The organism is Streptomyces sp. NPDC050433, assembly GCF_044458565.1.
GTDB lineage: Bacteria > Actinomycetota > Actinomycetes > Streptomycetales > Streptomycetaceae > Streptomyces.
Genome location: NZ_JBITIB010000032.1, coordinates 12,540 through 28,815, shown reverse-complemented (window position 1 = coordinate 28,815; position 16,276 = coordinate 12,540). Strand labels below are relative to the sequence as shown.

Annotated in this window: 14 protein-coding genes; 1 reads left to right on the top strand and 13 read right to left on the bottom strand. The window is 71.5% G+C overall.

The features are described 5' to 3' along the window. Nucleotides 1-67: 67 nt before the first annotated feature. The 5 genes from ACIBLA_RS30845 to ACIBLA_RS30825 form a co-directional block, all read right to left on the bottom strand. The gene (locus ACIBLA_RS30845) at nucleotides 68-241 is read right to left on the bottom strand and encodes a hypothetical protein (protein ID WP_363246388.1); all 174 of its coding nucleotides are present in this window, start codon (nucleotides 239-241) and stop codon (nucleotides 68-70) included. Nucleotides 242-439: 198 nt separating this feature from the next. Next, on the bottom strand, nucleotides 440-1,132 hold the full coding sequence (locus ACIBLA_RS30840) for a hypothetical protein (protein WP_399200525.1): 693 nt from the start codon (nucleotides 1,130-1,132) through the stop codon (nucleotides 440-442). A 46-nt stretch (nucleotides 1,133-1,178) separates the two neighbouring features. Next, on the bottom strand, nucleotides 1,179-1,742 hold the full coding sequence (locus ACIBLA_RS30835; protein ID WP_399200524.1) for a GNAT family N-acetyltransferase: 564 nt from the start codon (nucleotides 1,740-1,742) through the stop codon (nucleotides 1,179-1,181). A gap of 39 nt (nucleotides 1,743-1,781) precedes the next feature. Then, on the bottom strand, nucleotides 1,782-4,040 hold the full coding sequence (locus tag ACIBLA_RS30830; protein WP_399200523.1) for an MMPL family transporter: 2,259 nt from the start codon (nucleotides 4,038-4,040) through the stop codon (nucleotides 1,782-1,784). Nucleotides 4,041-4,187: 147 nt separating this feature from the next. Continuing rightward, the gene (locus tag ACIBLA_RS30825; RefSeq protein WP_399200522.1) at nucleotides 4,188-6,329 is read right to left on the bottom strand and encodes a phosphocholine-specific phospholipase C; all 2,142 of its coding nucleotides are present in this window, start codon (nucleotides 6,327-6,329) and stop codon (nucleotides 4,188-4,190) included. Between the two features lie 272 nt (nucleotides 6,330-6,601). Here ACIBLA_RS30825 and ACIBLA_RS30820 point away from each other — a divergent pair, with 272 nt between their 5' ends. Beyond that, nucleotides 6,602-7,219 (top strand): NAD(P)-dependent oxidoreductase, encoded by a 618-nt coding sequence (locus ACIBLA_RS30820; protein ID WP_399200521.1) that lies wholly within the window; start codon nucleotides 6,602-6,604, stop codon nucleotides 7,217-7,219. A gap of 41 nt (nucleotides 7,220-7,260) precedes the next feature. On the opposite strand, the gene ACIBLA_RS30815 is transcribed toward ACIBLA_RS30820, so the two are convergent. From ACIBLA_RS30815 to ACIBLA_RS30780, 8 genes are all read right to left on the bottom strand, one after another. Then, nucleotides 7,261-7,767, bottom strand: coding sequence for a tetratricopeptide repeat protein (locus ACIBLA_RS30815; protein WP_363246394.1), 507 nt, complete (start codon nucleotides 7,765-7,767; stop codon nucleotides 7,261-7,263). Nucleotides 7,768-7,821: 54 nt separating this feature from the next. Then, complete coding sequence (locus ACIBLA_RS30810; RefSeq protein WP_363246395.1) at nucleotides 7,822-8,286, bottom strand: universal stress protein; 465 nt, start codon at nucleotides 8,284-8,286, stop codon at nucleotides 7,822-7,824. Next, the gene (locus ACIBLA_RS30805; protein ID WP_399200520.1) at nucleotides 8,283-9,530 is read right to left on the bottom strand and encodes an SLC13 family permease; all 1,248 of its coding nucleotides are present in this window, start codon (nucleotides 9,528-9,530) and stop codon (nucleotides 8,283-8,285) included. The genes ACIBLA_RS30810 and ACIBLA_RS30805 overlap by 4 nt, the downstream gene beginning before the upstream one ends. 698 nt (nucleotides 9,531-10,228) lie before the next feature. Continuing rightward, the gene (gene gatB / locus ACIBLA_RS30800; protein ID WP_363246397.1) at nucleotides 10,229-11,746 is read right to left on the bottom strand and encodes an Asp-tRNA(Asn)/Glu-tRNA(Gln) amidotransferase subunit GatB; all 1,518 of its coding nucleotides are present in this window, start codon (nucleotides 11,744-11,746) and stop codon (nucleotides 10,229-10,231) included. Nucleotides 11,747-11,771: 25 nt separating this feature from the next. After that, on the bottom strand, nucleotides 11,772-12,014 hold the full coding sequence (locus ACIBLA_RS30795) for a hypothetical protein (protein ID WP_363246398.1): 243 nt from the start codon (nucleotides 12,012-12,014) through the stop codon (nucleotides 11,772-11,774). Next, on the bottom strand, nucleotides 12,011-13,516 hold the full coding sequence (gene gatA, locus ACIBLA_RS30790) for an Asp-tRNA(Asn)/Glu-tRNA(Gln) amidotransferase subunit GatA (protein WP_363246399.1): 1,506 nt from the start codon (nucleotides 13,514-13,516) through the stop codon (nucleotides 12,011-12,013). Before gatA ends, ACIBLA_RS30795 begins: the two co-directional genes overlap by 4 nt. 5 nt (nucleotides 13,517-13,521) lie before the next feature. After that, nucleotides 13,522-13,818: an Asp-tRNA(Asn)/Glu-tRNA(Gln) amidotransferase subunit GatC gene (gatC, locus tag ACIBLA_RS30785; RefSeq protein ID WP_363246400.1), complete on the bottom strand. Its 297-nt coding sequence runs from the start codon at nucleotides 13,816-13,818 to the stop codon at nucleotides 13,522-13,524. Between the two features lie 114 nt (nucleotides 13,819-13,932). Beyond that, nucleotides 13,933-16,059: a bifunctional diguanylate cyclase/phosphodiesterase gene (locus ACIBLA_RS30780; RefSeq protein ID WP_363246401.1), complete on the bottom strand. Its 2,127-nt coding sequence runs from the start codon at nucleotides 16,057-16,059 to the stop codon at nucleotides 13,933-13,935. Nucleotides 16,060-16,276 lie beyond the last annotated feature (217 nt).

Genomic DNA, 16,276 nt, shown 5'->3' with positions numbered 1-16,276 from the left:
TACCCGCGGCGACCGCGGATCCGACTTCTTCAGGAGGTCGGGACGGGCGGCCATCTCCGCGACCCCGTCACGCCGCACTCACGTAGCGGCCGCGGTGCGATTCCACCCGCCCCTCGGCCTCGTTACGGGCAGCGCGCGCGGCCTCCTTGCGGGCCTGGCGGACCTTGCGGATCAGCCGCCGGTTGTCGGCCTCCCGGATCAGCTCGGCGGCCCGCATCTGGTGCATCTCGTACTCGAACATCTCGACTCCCTGGTCACGAAGTGTTCCGGCGTCCTGCGATGCCTCAACATTCGTCTCCCAGGGGGTACGCACGCATCGGGCGAGTGCCGCATCTTCGCGGCGCGGGGGCCTTAGGCGGGCGGGCCGGGGGCCGCGCCACGGCCTAAGGCCCTTACCCGGAGCACCGCGGCCCGCTGAGGGCGCCGCGCGGGATTCGCGTCAGCCGGTGGCCGGCGGGGCGGCCGGGGGCGGCTCCGGCAGGGACACGAAGACGTCGAAGTACATGCCGACGGAGATCAGCAGACCGAGGGCGGCGAGCGCGATACCGGCCACGGCGAACGGGCGCACCCAGCTCTTGCGCTGCGGCAGGCCGAGCGCCACCAGGCCGGCGATGAGCGCCAGTACCGCGAAGATTCCGTTGGTCAGGGCGACGGCGTGCCAGGCGTCGCCGTAGATCTCGGAGATCTGCTGCTCGGGCGTGCCGGTCTGGCCGAGGTCGATCTGGCCCACGAGCGTCTCGCGCTCGGAGATCACCTTGCCGGACCAGGTGCCGATGAGCGAGACGAGCGAGAGCAGCAGGGAGATGAGCGCCGCGGACGCGGCGGCGAGGCCGCTGGAGGGCGGCGGCGTGTACTCGCCGTCCAGGTCGTCGTCCAGCAGGTCGCCGTCGTCACCGTCGTCCGTGGTGACGCCGTCGCCGTCGGCACCTTCGGCGCGGCGGGCGCCCTCGTCACCGGTCGTGCCGGTCTTGCTCACGCCTTCCGCGGCGCCCGCCGAAGGGCTTTCCCCAGGCTCTTTGGCCAGGCTCGGGCCCGGCGCGTCGTTGATCTCGGCAGCAGCCGGAACGGGGCGCTCCGCCTCGTTGTCGCCGCTGTCGTCAGCGGACTTCTCTGGCTTGGTCGTGGGGTTCATGCGCCGCACGGTAGGCGCCCCGTATGAGAGATCCATGAGAGTTTTCTCAAGCGGTGTCCCGTCGCCGCTCACGCCACTCCGGAGCGAGTACGGCCCAGATCTCGTTGTCCTGCCGAAGCCCGTGGTGGAGGCCGCTTCCCCGCAGCACCCCCTCGCGCCGCAGACCGAGCCGCTCGGCTGTCCTGATGCTCGGGAGGTTGGCCGACGACGCCACCCACTCCACGCGGTGGATGCCGCGCCGGTCCACCGCCCAGTCGATCAGCACCCGCACCGCGCGGGTCACCAGACCGCGCCCCGTCGCCGCCGGTTCGAGCCAGCAGCCGACCTCACAGGTGCCGCTCGCCGCGTCGAAGAGGCGGAACATCACGCCGCCGACGAGGGTGCCGTCGAGCCAGATCCCATAGACCCGTCCGGCGTCGGCGGCCTGCTTCTCGGCGTACCGGAGGAGGAACGCGCGCGCCGAGCCTAGGTCGGACACGACCTGGGCGAGCCCGACGTGCTGGTCGACCAGGTCGCGGGCGCGGTCCATGTGCGCGAGGAACTCCTCGGCCTGCCACGGCTCCAGAGGTCTCAGTTCCGCCCCGTCGTCACCCAGTGATATCGCGAACATGCGCAGTCCTCCGGTCCGGTCGGCTCAGGTGCGGCCGGCTCACCGCGGTACATGCTCCGCATGTACCGCGTGCTCGTCGCGCCGCGCGGGGATCTTCCCAGACGTAGCACGGCGGGCGGCGGGCGCCTCGATGCTGATCCGGGGCAGCCGGCGGTCCAGCGCCTTCGGCAGCCACCAGTTGGCACCGCCCAGCAGATGCATCAGGGCGGGCACGAGGAGCGTACGGAGGACGAACGCGTCCAGCGCGACCGCCGCCGCCAGCCCGATGCCGAACATCGCGATGACACGGTCCCCGCTGAGGACGAAGGCGAGGAAGACCGAAATCATGATCACGGCGGCCGAGTTGATCACTCGGCCGGTCTCGGCGAGGCCGACGCGTACGGCGCGCCTGTTGTCGCCGGTCGCCAGCCACTCCTCGTACATCCGGCTCACCAGGAAGACCTGGTAGTCCATGGAGAGGCCGAAGAGGACGGAGACCATGATCACGGGCAGGAACGGCTCGATCGGGCCCGCGCTGCCGAGGCCGAGGAGTTCGCTCCCCCATCCCCACTGGAAGATGGCGACGACGATCCCGAAGGACGAGGCGACGGCGGCGACGTTCATCAGCGCCGCCTTCAGTGGGATGCCGACGGAGCGGAAGGCGAACAGGAGCAGCACAGAGCCGAGCGCGACGACGACGCCGACGAACAGCGGCAGTTTGCCGACCACGACCTCCGCGAAGTCGTCGTAGCCGGCCGTGACCCCGCCCACCGACACGTCCAGGGAGGTGCCGTCCTCCGCGCGGGGCAGCACCTCCGTACGGAGGCGGTCGACGAGGTCGCTGGTGTCCTTCGACTGGGGCGACGAATCGGGGACCACGGTGAGCAGCGCCCGGTCGCCGCTGCCGCTGAAGACGATGGGCCCGACGGAGGCGACGCCCTCCGACTCACGCAACGTGTCCGGCAGTTGGTCCATCGCGAGCCGGTCGTCGGCGCCGTCCAGCTCTGCGACGAGGGTCAGCGGGCCGTTGACGCCAGGGCCGAAGCCCTCGGCGAGCCGGTCGTACGCCTGCCGGGTGGTGCTGGACGCCGCGTTGTTGCCCTGGTCGGAGGTGCCCAGATGGAGCGAGAACGTGGGCAGGGCGAGCACCACCATCACGACCACGGCCGCGGCGCCGAGCAGCCTGGGGTGGCGTTCCACGAAGGCGGACCAGCGGGCGGCGAAGCCGGTGGGCAGTTCGGGCCGCGGGCCGTGTGCGGCGAGCCGGGCGCGCTCGCGGCGGCCCAGCGCGTGCGTGCCGGTGTACGACAGCAGGGCCGGCAGCAGCGTCACGGACGCGGCGACCGTGAGCGCGACGGTGACGGAGGCGGCGACCGCGACGCCGTTGAGGAAGCTCAGCCGCAGCACCAGCATGCCGAGCAGCGCGATACAGACGGTGGCCCCGGCGAAGACGACGGCGCGCCCCGTGGTGACGACGGCCTCCGTGGCGGCCTCGGTGACCGTCAGGCCCTGTTTGAGGCCCTTGCGGTGTCTGGTCACGATGAACAGCGCGTAGTCGATGCCGACGCCGAGGCCGACGAGCAGCCCGAGCATGGGCGCGAAGTCGGCGACGGTCATGACGTGGCCGAGGAGGGCGATGCCGGCGTACGCCGTCCCGACGGACACCAGCGCGGTGGCGATGGGCAGCACGCTGGCCGCGAGCGAGCCGAAGGCGAGGAAGAGGACCACGGCGGCGATGGCGACGCCCACGATCTCCGCCGTGTGCGCCGTGGTGCCTTCGGTGAGGGCGACGGCGCTGCCGCCCAGCTCCACCTGGAGGTCGTCGGTGGCCGCCTTCTTGGCCGTGTCGACGAGGGCCTGCGCCTGGGCGGTGGGGATGTCGTCGACCTGCTGCTCGAAGGTCACCACCGCGTACGCGGTGTGACCGTCCTCGCTGATCTGACGGGCGCCCTCGCCGTCCTCGGGGCCGGGCGCGACTCCGGCGCCGTCGGTGACGACGTAGGGGCTCATCACGCCGGCCACTCCGGGCAGCTTGGCGATCTCACCGAGAGTGACGCCCATGCGCTGTTCGATGTCGTCGGCGCGGACGGAGCCGCGCTCGGTGTGCCAGACCACGGTGTCGCTGTCGCCGCCGCGGTCGGGGAAGCCGCTCTTCAGGAGGTCGACGGCGTGGCCGGACTCGGTGCCGGGAGCCTCGTAGTCGTTGGAGTACGAGGTCCCGGCGACGACGGCGCCGGTGGCGGTGGCGCCGAGGGCCAGCAGCCACAGGAGTACGACCAGGAGCCGGTGCCTGACGCACCACCGCGCGACTGCTGCCAACGGTCTGCTCCCCTGCGTGGTCCGGAGAGCCAACTCTGACATCAAATCGTGATCGTTTGCCGGTTTGGTGGGGATCCTCACACAGCTTGACCTGCTGTTCGATCAAGAGGACGTGAGAATTCCGGTTCAGCGTCCAGCACCCAGCGTTCAGCCGGAGACGCTCGGCTTCCCGTTCTCTACGTGGCCCATCAGCCGCCGGCGGAAGCCCCGGCCGCCGGCCGTCACCTCGATGTCGTACCAGCCGTGCGCGTCGGCGGCCGAGTGCACGACATGGCGGCTGCGTCCCGGCTTGACCGTGAACTCGCGCTTCCAGTCGCCGAGATCGGCCTCGTCGGCGTACCCGAGCGAGCGCACCGTGAACGTGACGGGCAGATCACCCTCATTACGGAGGGTGAGGTGCAGATCGCGGTCGTGGTGGTCGACGGAGGAGGTGACTTCCGCGCCGCCGCCCGCGACGGGGCCGGCGAACTCGCGGCGGAAGCCGTTGGGACCGGTGATCGTGAAGCGGTACGCGTCGCCGGTAAGGGGCACCGTCCACTGCGCCGTGCCCCTTACGTCGCGGTGCTGCGGGACGTCGAACTCACCGGCGTACGGGTAGAGCGCGAAGTGGGCACTCGCCCGCCCCGTGTTGCGCAGATCGAGCCGCAGAACGCGCTCCCCGCCGCCGCCGTCCTTCACGAGGCGGCCGTAGGCGTCCGGCTGGTACGGCAGCGGGCGGGCGGGCCGGGTGCCGGGCTCCTGCGCCGGCATCCGCTGCACGACCGGCGGCACCGGCCGCCAGCGCCCCGTGAACGGCGGTACGGGGCCCGGCTGCTCGACGTCCGGGCGCGGCCGGCCCCGGCCGAAGTCGAAGGCGGAGGTCAGATCGCCGGCGACGGCGCGCCGCCACGGCGTGATGTTGGGCTCCCGCACGCCGGTCCACTTCTCCAGGAAGCGGACGACCGAGGTGTGGTCGAAGACCTGCGAGCAGACGTAGCCGCCGACGGTCCAGGGCGAGACGACGAGCAGCGGCACGCGGATGCCGAGCCCCGTGGGGCGGCCCTCCCAGCGCTCGTCGGCGTCGTCCACGGGCGGCACGGGCGGCGGGACATGGTCGAAGAACCCGTCGTTCTCGTCGTAGTTGATCAGTACGACCGTGTGCCGCCAGACGTCCGGGTGCGCGCCGAGGGCGTCGAGCACCTGGTAGACGAGGCTCGCGCTGGCGACAGGGGAGGACGCGCCGGGGTGCTCCGAGTCGGCGGCGGAGGGCACCAGGTACGACACCTCGGGCAGCTTCCCCGCCGCCACGTCGGCGCGGAACGCGGCCGCGAGGGTGCCCGTCTCGACGCGGCGCAGGCCGCGCTCGAAGAGCGAGCACTCGTGGGCGGTGAGCGTCGCGACGCCCTCGTCGAGCGCGGCGAGGAGCCCGGCCCGTACGGCGGTGTCGTCGGTGTCACGCACGGCGGCGTAGAAGGCCTCCATGTATGTGAAGCCGCTGCCGCCTTCGAGCGCACGCGCCGGGGCGAGCGCCTTGTGCGCGATCTTCTTGAAGGAGGTGAAGAACTCGATGTTGTTGTCGGTGAAGTTCTCCCACTCCGTGTACGTCTTCCAGCTCCGCCCGGCCTTCTCCAGCCGCTCGGCGTACGTCGGCCACGCGTAGCCGGGATGGGTGCCCTCGGCGTACGCGTCGTTGCCGACGGCGCGGCGCCCGTCCGCCTCGTAGCCGGTCCAGCCGCTCCACAGGTGGTTGCGGTTGGGGCTGGTCGAGGTGTGGACCGACGAGTGGTAGGCGTCGCAGATCGTGAAGGTGTCGGCCAGCTCGTAGTGCAGCGGGATGTCGGCGCGGTCGTAGTACGCCATGGTGGCGGCGGTCTTGGCGGAGACCCAGCCGTCCATCCAGCCGTTGTTCCACGCCTTGGCGCCGCCGTTCCAGGAGTGGTCGAGGTCGCCTATGTACTGAAGGTCCTTGCGCTGCGTCTCGGCGGCCTCGCGTACGGGGAACGGCAGGACGGTGCCGCCGCCGGCGGCGGCGGCGCCCGGCTGCTCGAACACGGGGCGGCCGGTGGGCAGTTCCACCGCGTTGGGGTCCCCGAAGCCCCGTACGCCGCGCAGCGTGCCGAAGTAGTGGTCGAACGACCGGTTCTCCTGCATGAGCACCACGACATGTCTGACGGCGTCCAGTCCCCCGGCCGGCGCCTCCGCGGCGATGGCGGCCCGCAGGGACGGCGGCAGTACGGATCCCGCCGCGGCGGCGCCGACGGCGCCACCACCGAGCGCGAAGAGCCGTCGCCGTGAAATGTCCGTGGCCAAGAGATCCTCCCGAGTCAAGGGGTACGGCCCGGAAGTTAGCCACCGCGGGTGGCGGCGGGAAGACCCGGGGACGGCCCGGCGGTGAACGTCCGAGAGCCGCCCCGTCCCGGCACACCTCGCGCGAGTGGTCCGGGCGGATCAGTAGCGGTGGGACGCCACGTGGCGCAAGCTGTGCGGGGTCGGCGACCGCGCCTCGTTGTGATCGACCCCATGAAGCCCATGAACCCCTTGAACCCCGATGAACCCATGAAGACGACAGGGACCACCTGCCCATGAATGTCACCGTGTTCGGCGCCACCGGGCGGACCGGACAGGCCCTCCTCGCCTCCGCCGCGCGCGCCGGGCACCGCACCACCGCACAGGTGCGGGAACCGGCGCGGCTGGGCACCGCCCCCGTGGACCGGGTGGTGACGGGCAGCCCCTTCGACGAGAGCGCCGTCGCCGACGCCCTCACCGGCGCCGACGCGGCGGTGATCGCCTTCGGCCTCAAGGGCAACCGGACGACGCCTCTGTACTCACGCGGCACCGAGCTGATCGTGGACGCGATGCGGAAGCTGACCGTACGGCGGCTGATCGTCGTCTCGGAGGCCGGTTACGGCTCCCACGTACGCGGCCTCTCGGGCCGTACCATCGCCGCCCTGTACCGTGCGACGGCCCGCCCCCTCCTGCGTGAGCGGGAGGCCCAGGACGCGGTGATCCTCACCAGTGGCCTCGACTGGACCGTCGTACGGTCCGGAGTGCTGCACCACGGGCCGGCCCGCGGCAACCGCCCGCGCTCCTTCACCCCCCACCGGGGCGTCGCGCCGCGCACGACCTACGCGGACCTCGCCGACCTCGTCCTCGACGCGCTGGACGACCCCGCGACGTACAGCCGGGACCTGTATCCGTAGCCGCTCGGCCGGCCGCTCAGCGGGGCGTTCAGGTGGGGCGTTCAGCCCTCCACGACCTCGCGTAGGTCCTTGGCGTAGTGGCTGATGGCCTTCCGGTACGACCGCACCTGCGGGTCCTCGCTGGTCGTGGCCAGCAGTTCCAGCAGGAACCGCATCGCCTCGTCATGCCGCCCGGTGTTGAACAGCGCCATCGCGAGAAAGGTCCGCAGCGCGCCGTCGCCGGGAAACTCCGCCAGCCCGCGCCGCAGGGTCTCGACGGACTTCTCGTAGCGGCCGAGGATCCGGAACGTGCTGCCGAGACCGACCAGCGCGCCGAGACGGTCCTGTGCCGAGAGGTCCGTTCCGGCCAACGCGCGTTCGTAGTACGCGACCGCCTCCGCCTCCAGGCCGAGTGCGTCGTGCGTCCAGGCGGTCTGATAGGCCACCTCCGCGTCGTGCGGGTGCTGTTGCGCGAGAGTCACCAAGCGCTCGCGAGCCTGCTCCGCCTCGCCCCGTGTGCGCAGGTCGACGGCTTCGGCGAGAAGCGTGTCCCTGCTCTCTGTCGTCATGCGGACATTGTCGCAACGGTCGAAACCGGCCATCAACCTCAACCGCGGCGCCGCTCAGCCCTGGTGCGGCCACACCAGCAGGACGGGGCACGGTGCGTGGTCGACCACGAAGCGGGACTCCGGGCCCAGGCTGTGCGGACCCGGCCGGTCGCGGTCACCGTCCCGCGCGCAGATCAGCAGATCCACCTCCGCCGCCGCGCGGACGACCTCCTCCTGAGGACGGCCATGCCGGTCGAGCAGTTCGCAGGGCCGGCCGAGCCGGTGCGCCGCCTTCTCCAGGAGGTCGGCGCCCGCCGCGCCGGACAGCGCCTCCAACCGGCTGCCCGGATCGCGTTCGGGACCATGGCCACGGCCGAGAAGCCCCGCGTACGCGCGGTGCGCCTCGGCGGCGATCCGGTCGTCGCCCACGTGCAGCAGGACGACATGGTCGTCGGGGGCTCTTTCGCGCGCCGCGTCGACGCAGGCGGGCCAGGTGGACGGGCTGATCCAGACGAGGGCGGTTGTCTTCACGTCACTCACAACTGGAGCGTGCCCCACAGGGCAACGGTCGAAGCGATCAGCGTCGCGGGCACGGTGAGCAGACCGAGCCGGGTGAACTGCCCCAGCGAGGGCGCGGAGTCGTGTGCGTGCAGGACACGGCGCCACAGGAGGGTGGCGAGTGAACCGACGTACGTGAGGTTCGGCCCCAGATTCACCCCGATGAGCGCGGCGAGTACGGGGCCGGGGCCGGCCGGCGCGACGACGGGCAGCAGGGCGAGGATCGCGGGCAGGTTGTTGATCAGATTGGCCAGCAGGGCGGCGACGGCGGCGATCGCGAGCAGGGTGGTGAGGGATTCGCCGCTCGGGAGGACCCGGCTGATTCCGGTGTCGAGACCGTTGTCGACGACCGCCTTGACGACGATGCCGAGTGCCAGCACGAAGAGACAGAAGAGCGGCGACGCGGCGCGGAACAGTTCGGGCACTGTGGTACGTCGGCGCCGCAGCGCGCGGGCGGCGAGCACGGCCGTGCCGGCGAAGGCCGCCCAGAGCGGTTCGATGCCGATCAGGGAGGTGACGGCGAACGCGACGAGTGTCAGGCCGAGAACGACGAGCGTGAACGTCGGTACGGCACGCGGCGCGGCCTCCTTGGGAGGGTGCGCCCCGACGGCCAGGTCGGCCGCGAAGAAGCGGCGCAGAACGACGTACTCGACGGCGATCGCGGCCAGCCACGGAAGCGCCATGAGCACCGCGAACCGGGTGAAGGACAGGCCGCTCGCGGTGAACGCGAGGAGGTTGGTCAGGTTGGAGACGGGGAGCAGGAGCGACGCGGAGTTCGCGAGGTGGGTGCAGGCGTAGACGTGCGGACGGGGGTGGGCTCCGACGCGGCTCGCCGTCACGAAGACGACGGGCGTCAGGAGGACGACCGTGGCGTCGAGGCTCAGTACGGCGGTGGTGACGGCGGCGACGCCGAACACGCCACCGAGCAGTCGGCGCGGGCTTCCGCCGCAGAGCCGGGCGACGAGGTCACCGGCCGCGTCGAACAGGCCGTCGTCGTCGCAGAGTTGGGCGAGCACCAGAATCGCGGCGAGGAACCCGACGACGGGCAGGAGACTGTGCGTCTGATCCCAGGCGTCGGCGGGCGACACGGCGCCGAGTACGACGACGAGCCCGGCGGCGGGGAGGGCGGCGACGGCTTCCGACAGACCTCTCGGCCGCGCGACGGCGAAGGCGAGCACGCCGAGCAGCAGCCCGACGGACACGATTTCGGCCACGAGGCTGTTCACGGGGCGGCGCCTGAGTGCTGGTGGGCGGACGGGACGTTCACGGTGCCACGCACTGCGCGCGACGCCCGCCCAACTTACGACCCACGCGCGAGCCTGCCAGGCAACGCGGGCGTGGCGGGTGGCACGTACAGCCACGGCGAAGCCTGGACGTCGGCCGGGTGACGCGGCTCGTGGGCCGCGCCTGCCTGCGGTCGCGGTACGTCCGGGCTGCCCCGCGGACCTTTCGGGCGGACACCACACGAAGCCCGTGCGGTGCTGGAGGACCAACCGCCCACTGGGCGCGGAGCGCATCCGTACATCCGCCCCACCGAGCGACCTGGCGACCCGCCCCAAACGCCGCGCCCGCACACGATCGCCGGACGGACCGCTTTACGCGGTCCGTCCGGCGATCGAGGAGCATGACGCACCGTTCGCCGGGCGACCCGGCGGACGGTTCCCGTCCCGGCCGGCGGCTGCCGCAACGCACGACCGGGAACCCACCACCAGAGGGTCGAGCCCCGAACGACCGACCACTCGCAGGACCGGCGCCCCCTGCGGGACCGGCGGCCCGGAGCGCGGCCCGCCCCCAGGGACCAGCGGCCCGAAGAAGCGACCACCCGCAGGACCGACCCCGCAGGCACTCGCCGATCCAAAGGACCGACCCCCGCAGGCACTCGCCGACCCGGAGGGCGGGCCGCCGCGAGGGCGGGCCCGTCCGTTCAGCCCTCCGCGCCCAGGCGTTCCAGGATCAGTTCGCGGACGCGGGCCGCGTCCGCCTGGCCGCGGGTGGCCTTCATGACCGCTCCCACCAGCGCGCCCGCCGCCGCGATCTTGCCCGAGCGGATCTTGTCGGCGATCGCCGGGTTCGCGGCGATCGCCTCGTCCACCGCCGTACCCAGCGCGCCCTCGTCGGAGACGACCTTCAGGCCGCGCTTCTCGACGACGGTGTCCGGGTCGCCCTCGCCCGCGAGGACGCCCTCAAGGACCTGGCGCGCCAGCTTGTCGTTCAGATCGCCCGCGGCCACCAGCTCCGCCACCCTGGCGACCTGCGCCGGGGTGATCGGCAGCGCCGCGAGGTCCGTGGACGTCTCGTTCGCGCTGCGCGCCAGCTCGCCCATCCACCACTTACGTGCCTGGTCGGCGGGGGCACCCGCCTCGATCGTGGCGGTGATCAGGTCCACCGCGCCCGCGTTGAGCATCGACTGCATGTCGTGCTCCGAGACGCCCCACTCCTCACGCAGCCGGTTACGGCGCAGGCGCGGCAACTCCGGCAGCGCGCCGCGCAGTTCCTCGACCCACGCGCGCGAGGGCGCGATCGGGACGAGGTCCGGCTCGGGGAAGTACCGGTAGTCCTCCGCCTCCTCCTTCACACGGCCGGACGTCGTGGAGCCGTCCTCCTCGTGGAAGTGGCGGGTCTCCTGGATGATCGTGCCGCCGCCGTCGAGCACCGCGGCGTGCCGCTGGATCTCGTACCGCGCCGCCCGCTCCACGCTGCGCAGGGAGTTGACGTTCTTCGTCTCCGAGCGGGTGCCGAACTTCTCCCGGCCGTGCGGGCGCAGCGACAGGTTGACGTCGCAGCGCATCTGGCCCTGCTCCATGCGGGCCTCGGAGACGTCCAGCGCCTTGATCAGCTCGCGCAGCTCCGCGACGTACGCCTTCGCGACCTCCGGCGCACGCGCCCCGGCGCCCTCGATCGGCTTGGTGACGATCTCGATGAGCGGGATACCGGCGCGGTTGTAGTCCAGCAGGGAGTGGGAAGCGCCCTGGATACGGCCGGTGGCGCCGCCGACGTGCAGCGACTTGCCGGTGTCCTCCTCCATGTGCGCGCGCTCGATCTCCACGCGGAAGATCTCGCCGTCGTCCAGCTGGACGTCCAGATAGCCGTTGAAGGCGATCGGCTCGTCGTACTGCGAGGTCTGGAAGTTCTTCGGCATGTCCGGGTAGAAGTAGTTCTTCCGGGCGAACCGGCACCACTCCGCGATCTCACAGTTCAGCGCGAGACCGATCTTGACGGCGGACTCGACGCCGATCGCGTTGACGACCGGAAGCGCCCCCGGCATGCCGAGACAGGTGGGACAGGTCTGCGAGTTGGGGTCGGCCCCCAGCTCGGTGGAGCAGCCGCAGAACATCTTCGTTCTGGTGCCCAGCTCGACATGGACCTCCAGGCCCATGACGGGGTCGTACGTCGCGAGAGCGTCGTCGTACGGGACGAGCGACACGTGTTCAGTGACGGTCACGGTGAAACTTTCCCTCTCTGCGGGCTCAGCCCAGCAGGACGTCGTCGTCGCCCAGCCGCCTCAGCTCGCGGCAGAGCAGAGCGATTCCGGTGACGATGGCGGCGGCGGAGACGGCGGCGTCGATCAGCTTCAGCGTGTCGTTGTCCTCGCGGGCCATCCTGGCCTGCTTGATGACGCTGACCGCTCCGAAAGCGGTCGTACCGATCGACAGGTACATGCCGGACTTCGACTTCTTGAAGCCCTTGGCCTTCTTGGTGATTGAGCTCATAGCGACGGTGCCTCCTCCAACAGCGGGTGTCCCCAGCGTTCCACGAACGCGGCCTCGACCGCGGCGCCTACCCGGTAGAGACGGTCGTCCTTCATCGCGGGGGCGATGATCTGCAGTCCGACCGGCAGACCGTCCTCCGGTGCCAGGCCGCAGGGCAGCGACATGGCGGCGTTTCCGGCCAGGTTGGTCGGGATGGTGCACAGATCGGAAAGGTACATCGCCATCGGGTCGTCGGCGCGTTCACCGATCGGGAAGGCGGTGGTGGGCGTGGTCGGCGAGACGATCACGTCGACCTGCTCGAAGGCCTTCTCGAAGTCCCTCACGATGAGCGTGCGGACCTTCTGGGCCGAGCCGTAGTACGCGTCGTAGTAGCCGGAGCTGAGCGCGTACGTACCGAGCATGATGCGCCGCTTGACCTCGTCGCCGAAGCCCGCCTCACGGGTGAGGGCGGTGACGTCCTCGGCCGAACGGGTGCCGTCGTCACCGACCCGCAGGCCGTAGCGCATGGCGTCGAAGCGCGCGAGGTTGGAGGAGCACTCCGAGGGGGCGATCAGGTAGTACGCCGAGAGGCCGAGGTCGAAGGACGGGCAGTCCAGCTCGACCACTTCCGCGCCGAGCTCCTTCAGGAGGTCGACGGACTCGGCGAACCGCTGCATGACGCCGGCCTGGTAGTGCTCGCCGGAGAACTGCCGGACGACGCCGACGCGCATACCGGCGACGGTGCCGTTGCGAGCGGCCTCGACGACCGGTGGGACGGGGGCGTCGATGGAGGTCGAGTCGAGCGGGTCGTGCCCGCCGATGACCTCGTGGAGGAGGGCCGCGTCCAGGACCGTACGGGCACACGGGCCGCCCTGGTCGAGCGAGGACGAGAAGGCGACCATTCCGTAGCGGGAGACGCCGCCGTAGGTGGGCTTGACGCCCACCGTGCCGGTGACGGACGCGGGCTGCCGGATGGAGCCGCCTGTGTCCGTGCCGATGGCGAGCGGTGCCTCGTACGCGGCGAGGGAGGCCGACGAGCCGCCGCCGGAGCCGCCGGGGATACGGGTGAGGTCCCAGGGGTTGCCCGTGGGGCCGTACGCGCTGTTCTCCGTGGAGGACCCCATGGCGAACTCGTCCATGTTGGTCTTGCCGAGGATGACGACTCCGGCGTCCTTGAGCCGCCGGGTGACCGTCGCGTCGTACGGCGGGATCCAGCCTTCCAGGATCTTGGAGCCGACGGTGGTGGGGATGCCCTCGGTGGTGAAGATGTCCTTCAGCGCGAGCGGGACGCCGGCGAGCGGGCCGAGCTTCTCGCCCCTGGCCTTCTGCTCGTCCACGGCGCGGGCCTGCGCGAGGGCGCCCTCACGGTCGACGTGCAGGAAGGCGTGGACCTTCTCGTCGACGGCCTCGATGCGGGCGAGGTGGGCTTCGGTGACCTCGACGGCCGTCAGCTCGCCGGAGGCGATCTTCCCGGCGATCCCGGCGGCGGTGAGCCGGATGATGTCGGTCTTGATGTCCGTCATGGCTGTTAGTCCTCCCCCAGGATCTGCGGCACCTTGAAACGCTGCTGTTCCTTGGCCGGGGCGCCGGAGAGCGCCTGCTCGGGGGTGAGCGACGGGCGTACCTCGTCCGCGCGCATGACGTTGGTCAGCGGCAGCGGGTGAGAGGTCGGCGGGACGTCTTGGTCGGCGACCTCGGAAACGCGGGCGACCGCGCCGATGATGTCGTCGAGCTGACCGGCGAAGTGATCGAGCTCTTCGTCCTTCAGCTCCAGACGCGCCAGCCGTGCGAGGTGGGAGACCTCCTCGCGCGTGATGCCAGGCATGCAGCGATCCTCTGGGTGAGTGTCGGGATTTTGACCCAATCCTATGGGGCGCGGCACCGTGCCCACGAAACGGTTTCCCGCATCGGGGCTCCGACAGGGGTGACGGGTGCGGCTCTACTGCACCACGCGGCTGGAGGGGCCCGACGCGTCGGTGCGCGGCGGCTCCAGCGCCGGTGCGGGCGGCGGGCGGTGCCAGCCGGTCTCACCGCGGGCCAGCAGCCAGGACGTCGCCTCGCGCGGCGGCATCGCGGCGGCCACGAGCCAGCCCTGGACGGCGTCGCAGCCCAGGTCGCGCAGGCGCTCCCAGGTCTCGTCGTCCTCGACGCCCTCGGCGACGACCACCAGGCCCAGCGAGTGGGCGAGGTCGATGGTGCAGCGGACGATCTCCGCGTCCTCGTTGTCGATGGCGAGGCGGGCCACGAACGAGCGGTCGATCTTGAGTTCACTCACCGGGAGACGGCGCAGATGGACCAGCGACGAGTAGCCCGTGCCGAAGTCGTCCAGGGACATCTTCACACCGTGAGCCGTCAGGCCGGCCAGGGTGTCGGCGGCCCGCTGCGGGTCCTCCAGCAGGACGTGCTCGGTTATCTCCAGCTGGAGCGCGCCGGCCGGGACGCCGTGCCGGGCGAGCCGCGCGGCGACGGCGCCGGCGAAGCCCGGGGTGTGGACGTCACGGGGCGAGACGTTGACGGCCACCGGGACGAACAGGCCCTGGGCGCGCCAGCGGGCGACCTGGCCAAGGGCCGACTCCAGTACGTACTCGGTGAGATGGGGCATCAGGCCCGAGGACTCGGCGATCGCGATGAACTCGTCCGGGGGCACTCTCCCCCGCTCCGGATGCACCCACCGGACAAGCGCCTCCAGGCCGGCGACCTGGCCGTCGAAACGGACCTTCGGCTGGTAGTGGAGCTCCACGTCGCCCGCGTCGAGCGCGCGCCTCAGATCGCCCAACAGGCCGAGTCGGTCGGGGGTGTTGGAGTCCCGCTTGGACTCGTACACCTCCACGCCCGTACGGTCCCGCTTGGCCTGGTACATCGCGACGTCGGCCCGCTGGAGCAGCCCTTCGGCGTCCACCGCGTGCTCCGGGTAGACCGCGACGCCCGCGCTCGCCTCCAGGACGAGCGTCAGGCCGTCCAGATCGAGCGGTGACGACAGCTCCGCGGCGAGATGGCGGGCCACACGCTGCGCGCTGGTCGTGGAGTCGACCAGCGGCAGCAGTACGGCGAACTCGTCGCCGCCGAGCCGCGCGGCCTCCGCCCCGCGGGGCAGGGCCAGCTTGAGCCGGTCCGCTATCTGCAACAGGAGTCTGTCGCCCGCGAGATGGCCGAGCGTGTCGTTGACGGAGCGGAACCGGTCGAGGTCGATCAGGACCAGCGCGGAGCGGGCGCCGAGCGTCTTGGCCTCCTCCAGCGCCGTCCATGTCCGCTCAAGGAGCCACTGCCGGTTGGGCAACCCGGTCAGGGGGTCGCGCAGCTGCTCCTCGGCCCGTGCCCTGGCTATCCAGAGGGTGGAGTCGAGGGCGATCAGCGGGACGGCGAACAGCGGCAGCACCACCGGCCGGGACACGGCGACGACACAGATCAGCGGCGTGATCCCGAGCAGCGCGACGGCGAGCAGGCCCTGTCGCAGGAGGGCCGTTCGGGCGACGGCAGGCAGGCCGCCGCCCTGCGGGGTCTGCGAGTACCACAGGAGCAGCCGGGTCACCAACAGATACGCCCCGGCCGCCAGCACGATCTCCGGGACGGTGCCGATCCCCCAGTGGAGGGGCTGCCAGGGCTTCGGGACCGTCGGTACGTCGCCGAAGGCGAGCAGGACCAGCGCCGCCGCCCCGATGCCGAGGATGTCCACGGCGCCGTGCAACGCGCCCTGCCGCCAGCGGTGTCGGCGGGCGATGCCGACCAGCACGACGACCGCGAGGCTGACCAGCCCGGCGGCCACCCAGCCGTACAGGAGAAGGACCGCGAGAGTCAGAGCGGCGCCGGAGCCCGTGCCGCCCCACCAGCGGTCGCGGCCGAGGGCGACGAGATGACCCACGACGATGGCGGTGAGCACGGCGAGCGACCAGCCCGTGGTGCCGCCGGGGAAGAGCGCCCGGCCGTCCCGTACTTCCTGGACGATGCCCAGGGCCAGCACGAAGGCGGCGACTCCCACCACGACGAGGGGCACTCGGGCCGACAAGCCTCCAAGTCCCGCGAATCCACGCGGGACTGAGACCGGGGCGGCGCTCTCGGTCGGTTTCATTCCCGTCCCTCTCACAGCCGGCAGTGCCGTTATCACGCGATGGCACGTTGTCATGCCACCGCGACTGATTTCCCCCATGCAGCCGTGCACGACAGGCGTACCCCTCAACAGTAGGCCGCGAACGGCGTCGGCGGGCAGCGCTCTACCGCTGTTGCCCGAATGCAACCCGCCCTTCCTTATCCATCTGGTATGCGCCGAACGGGTGACCCACGAGGGC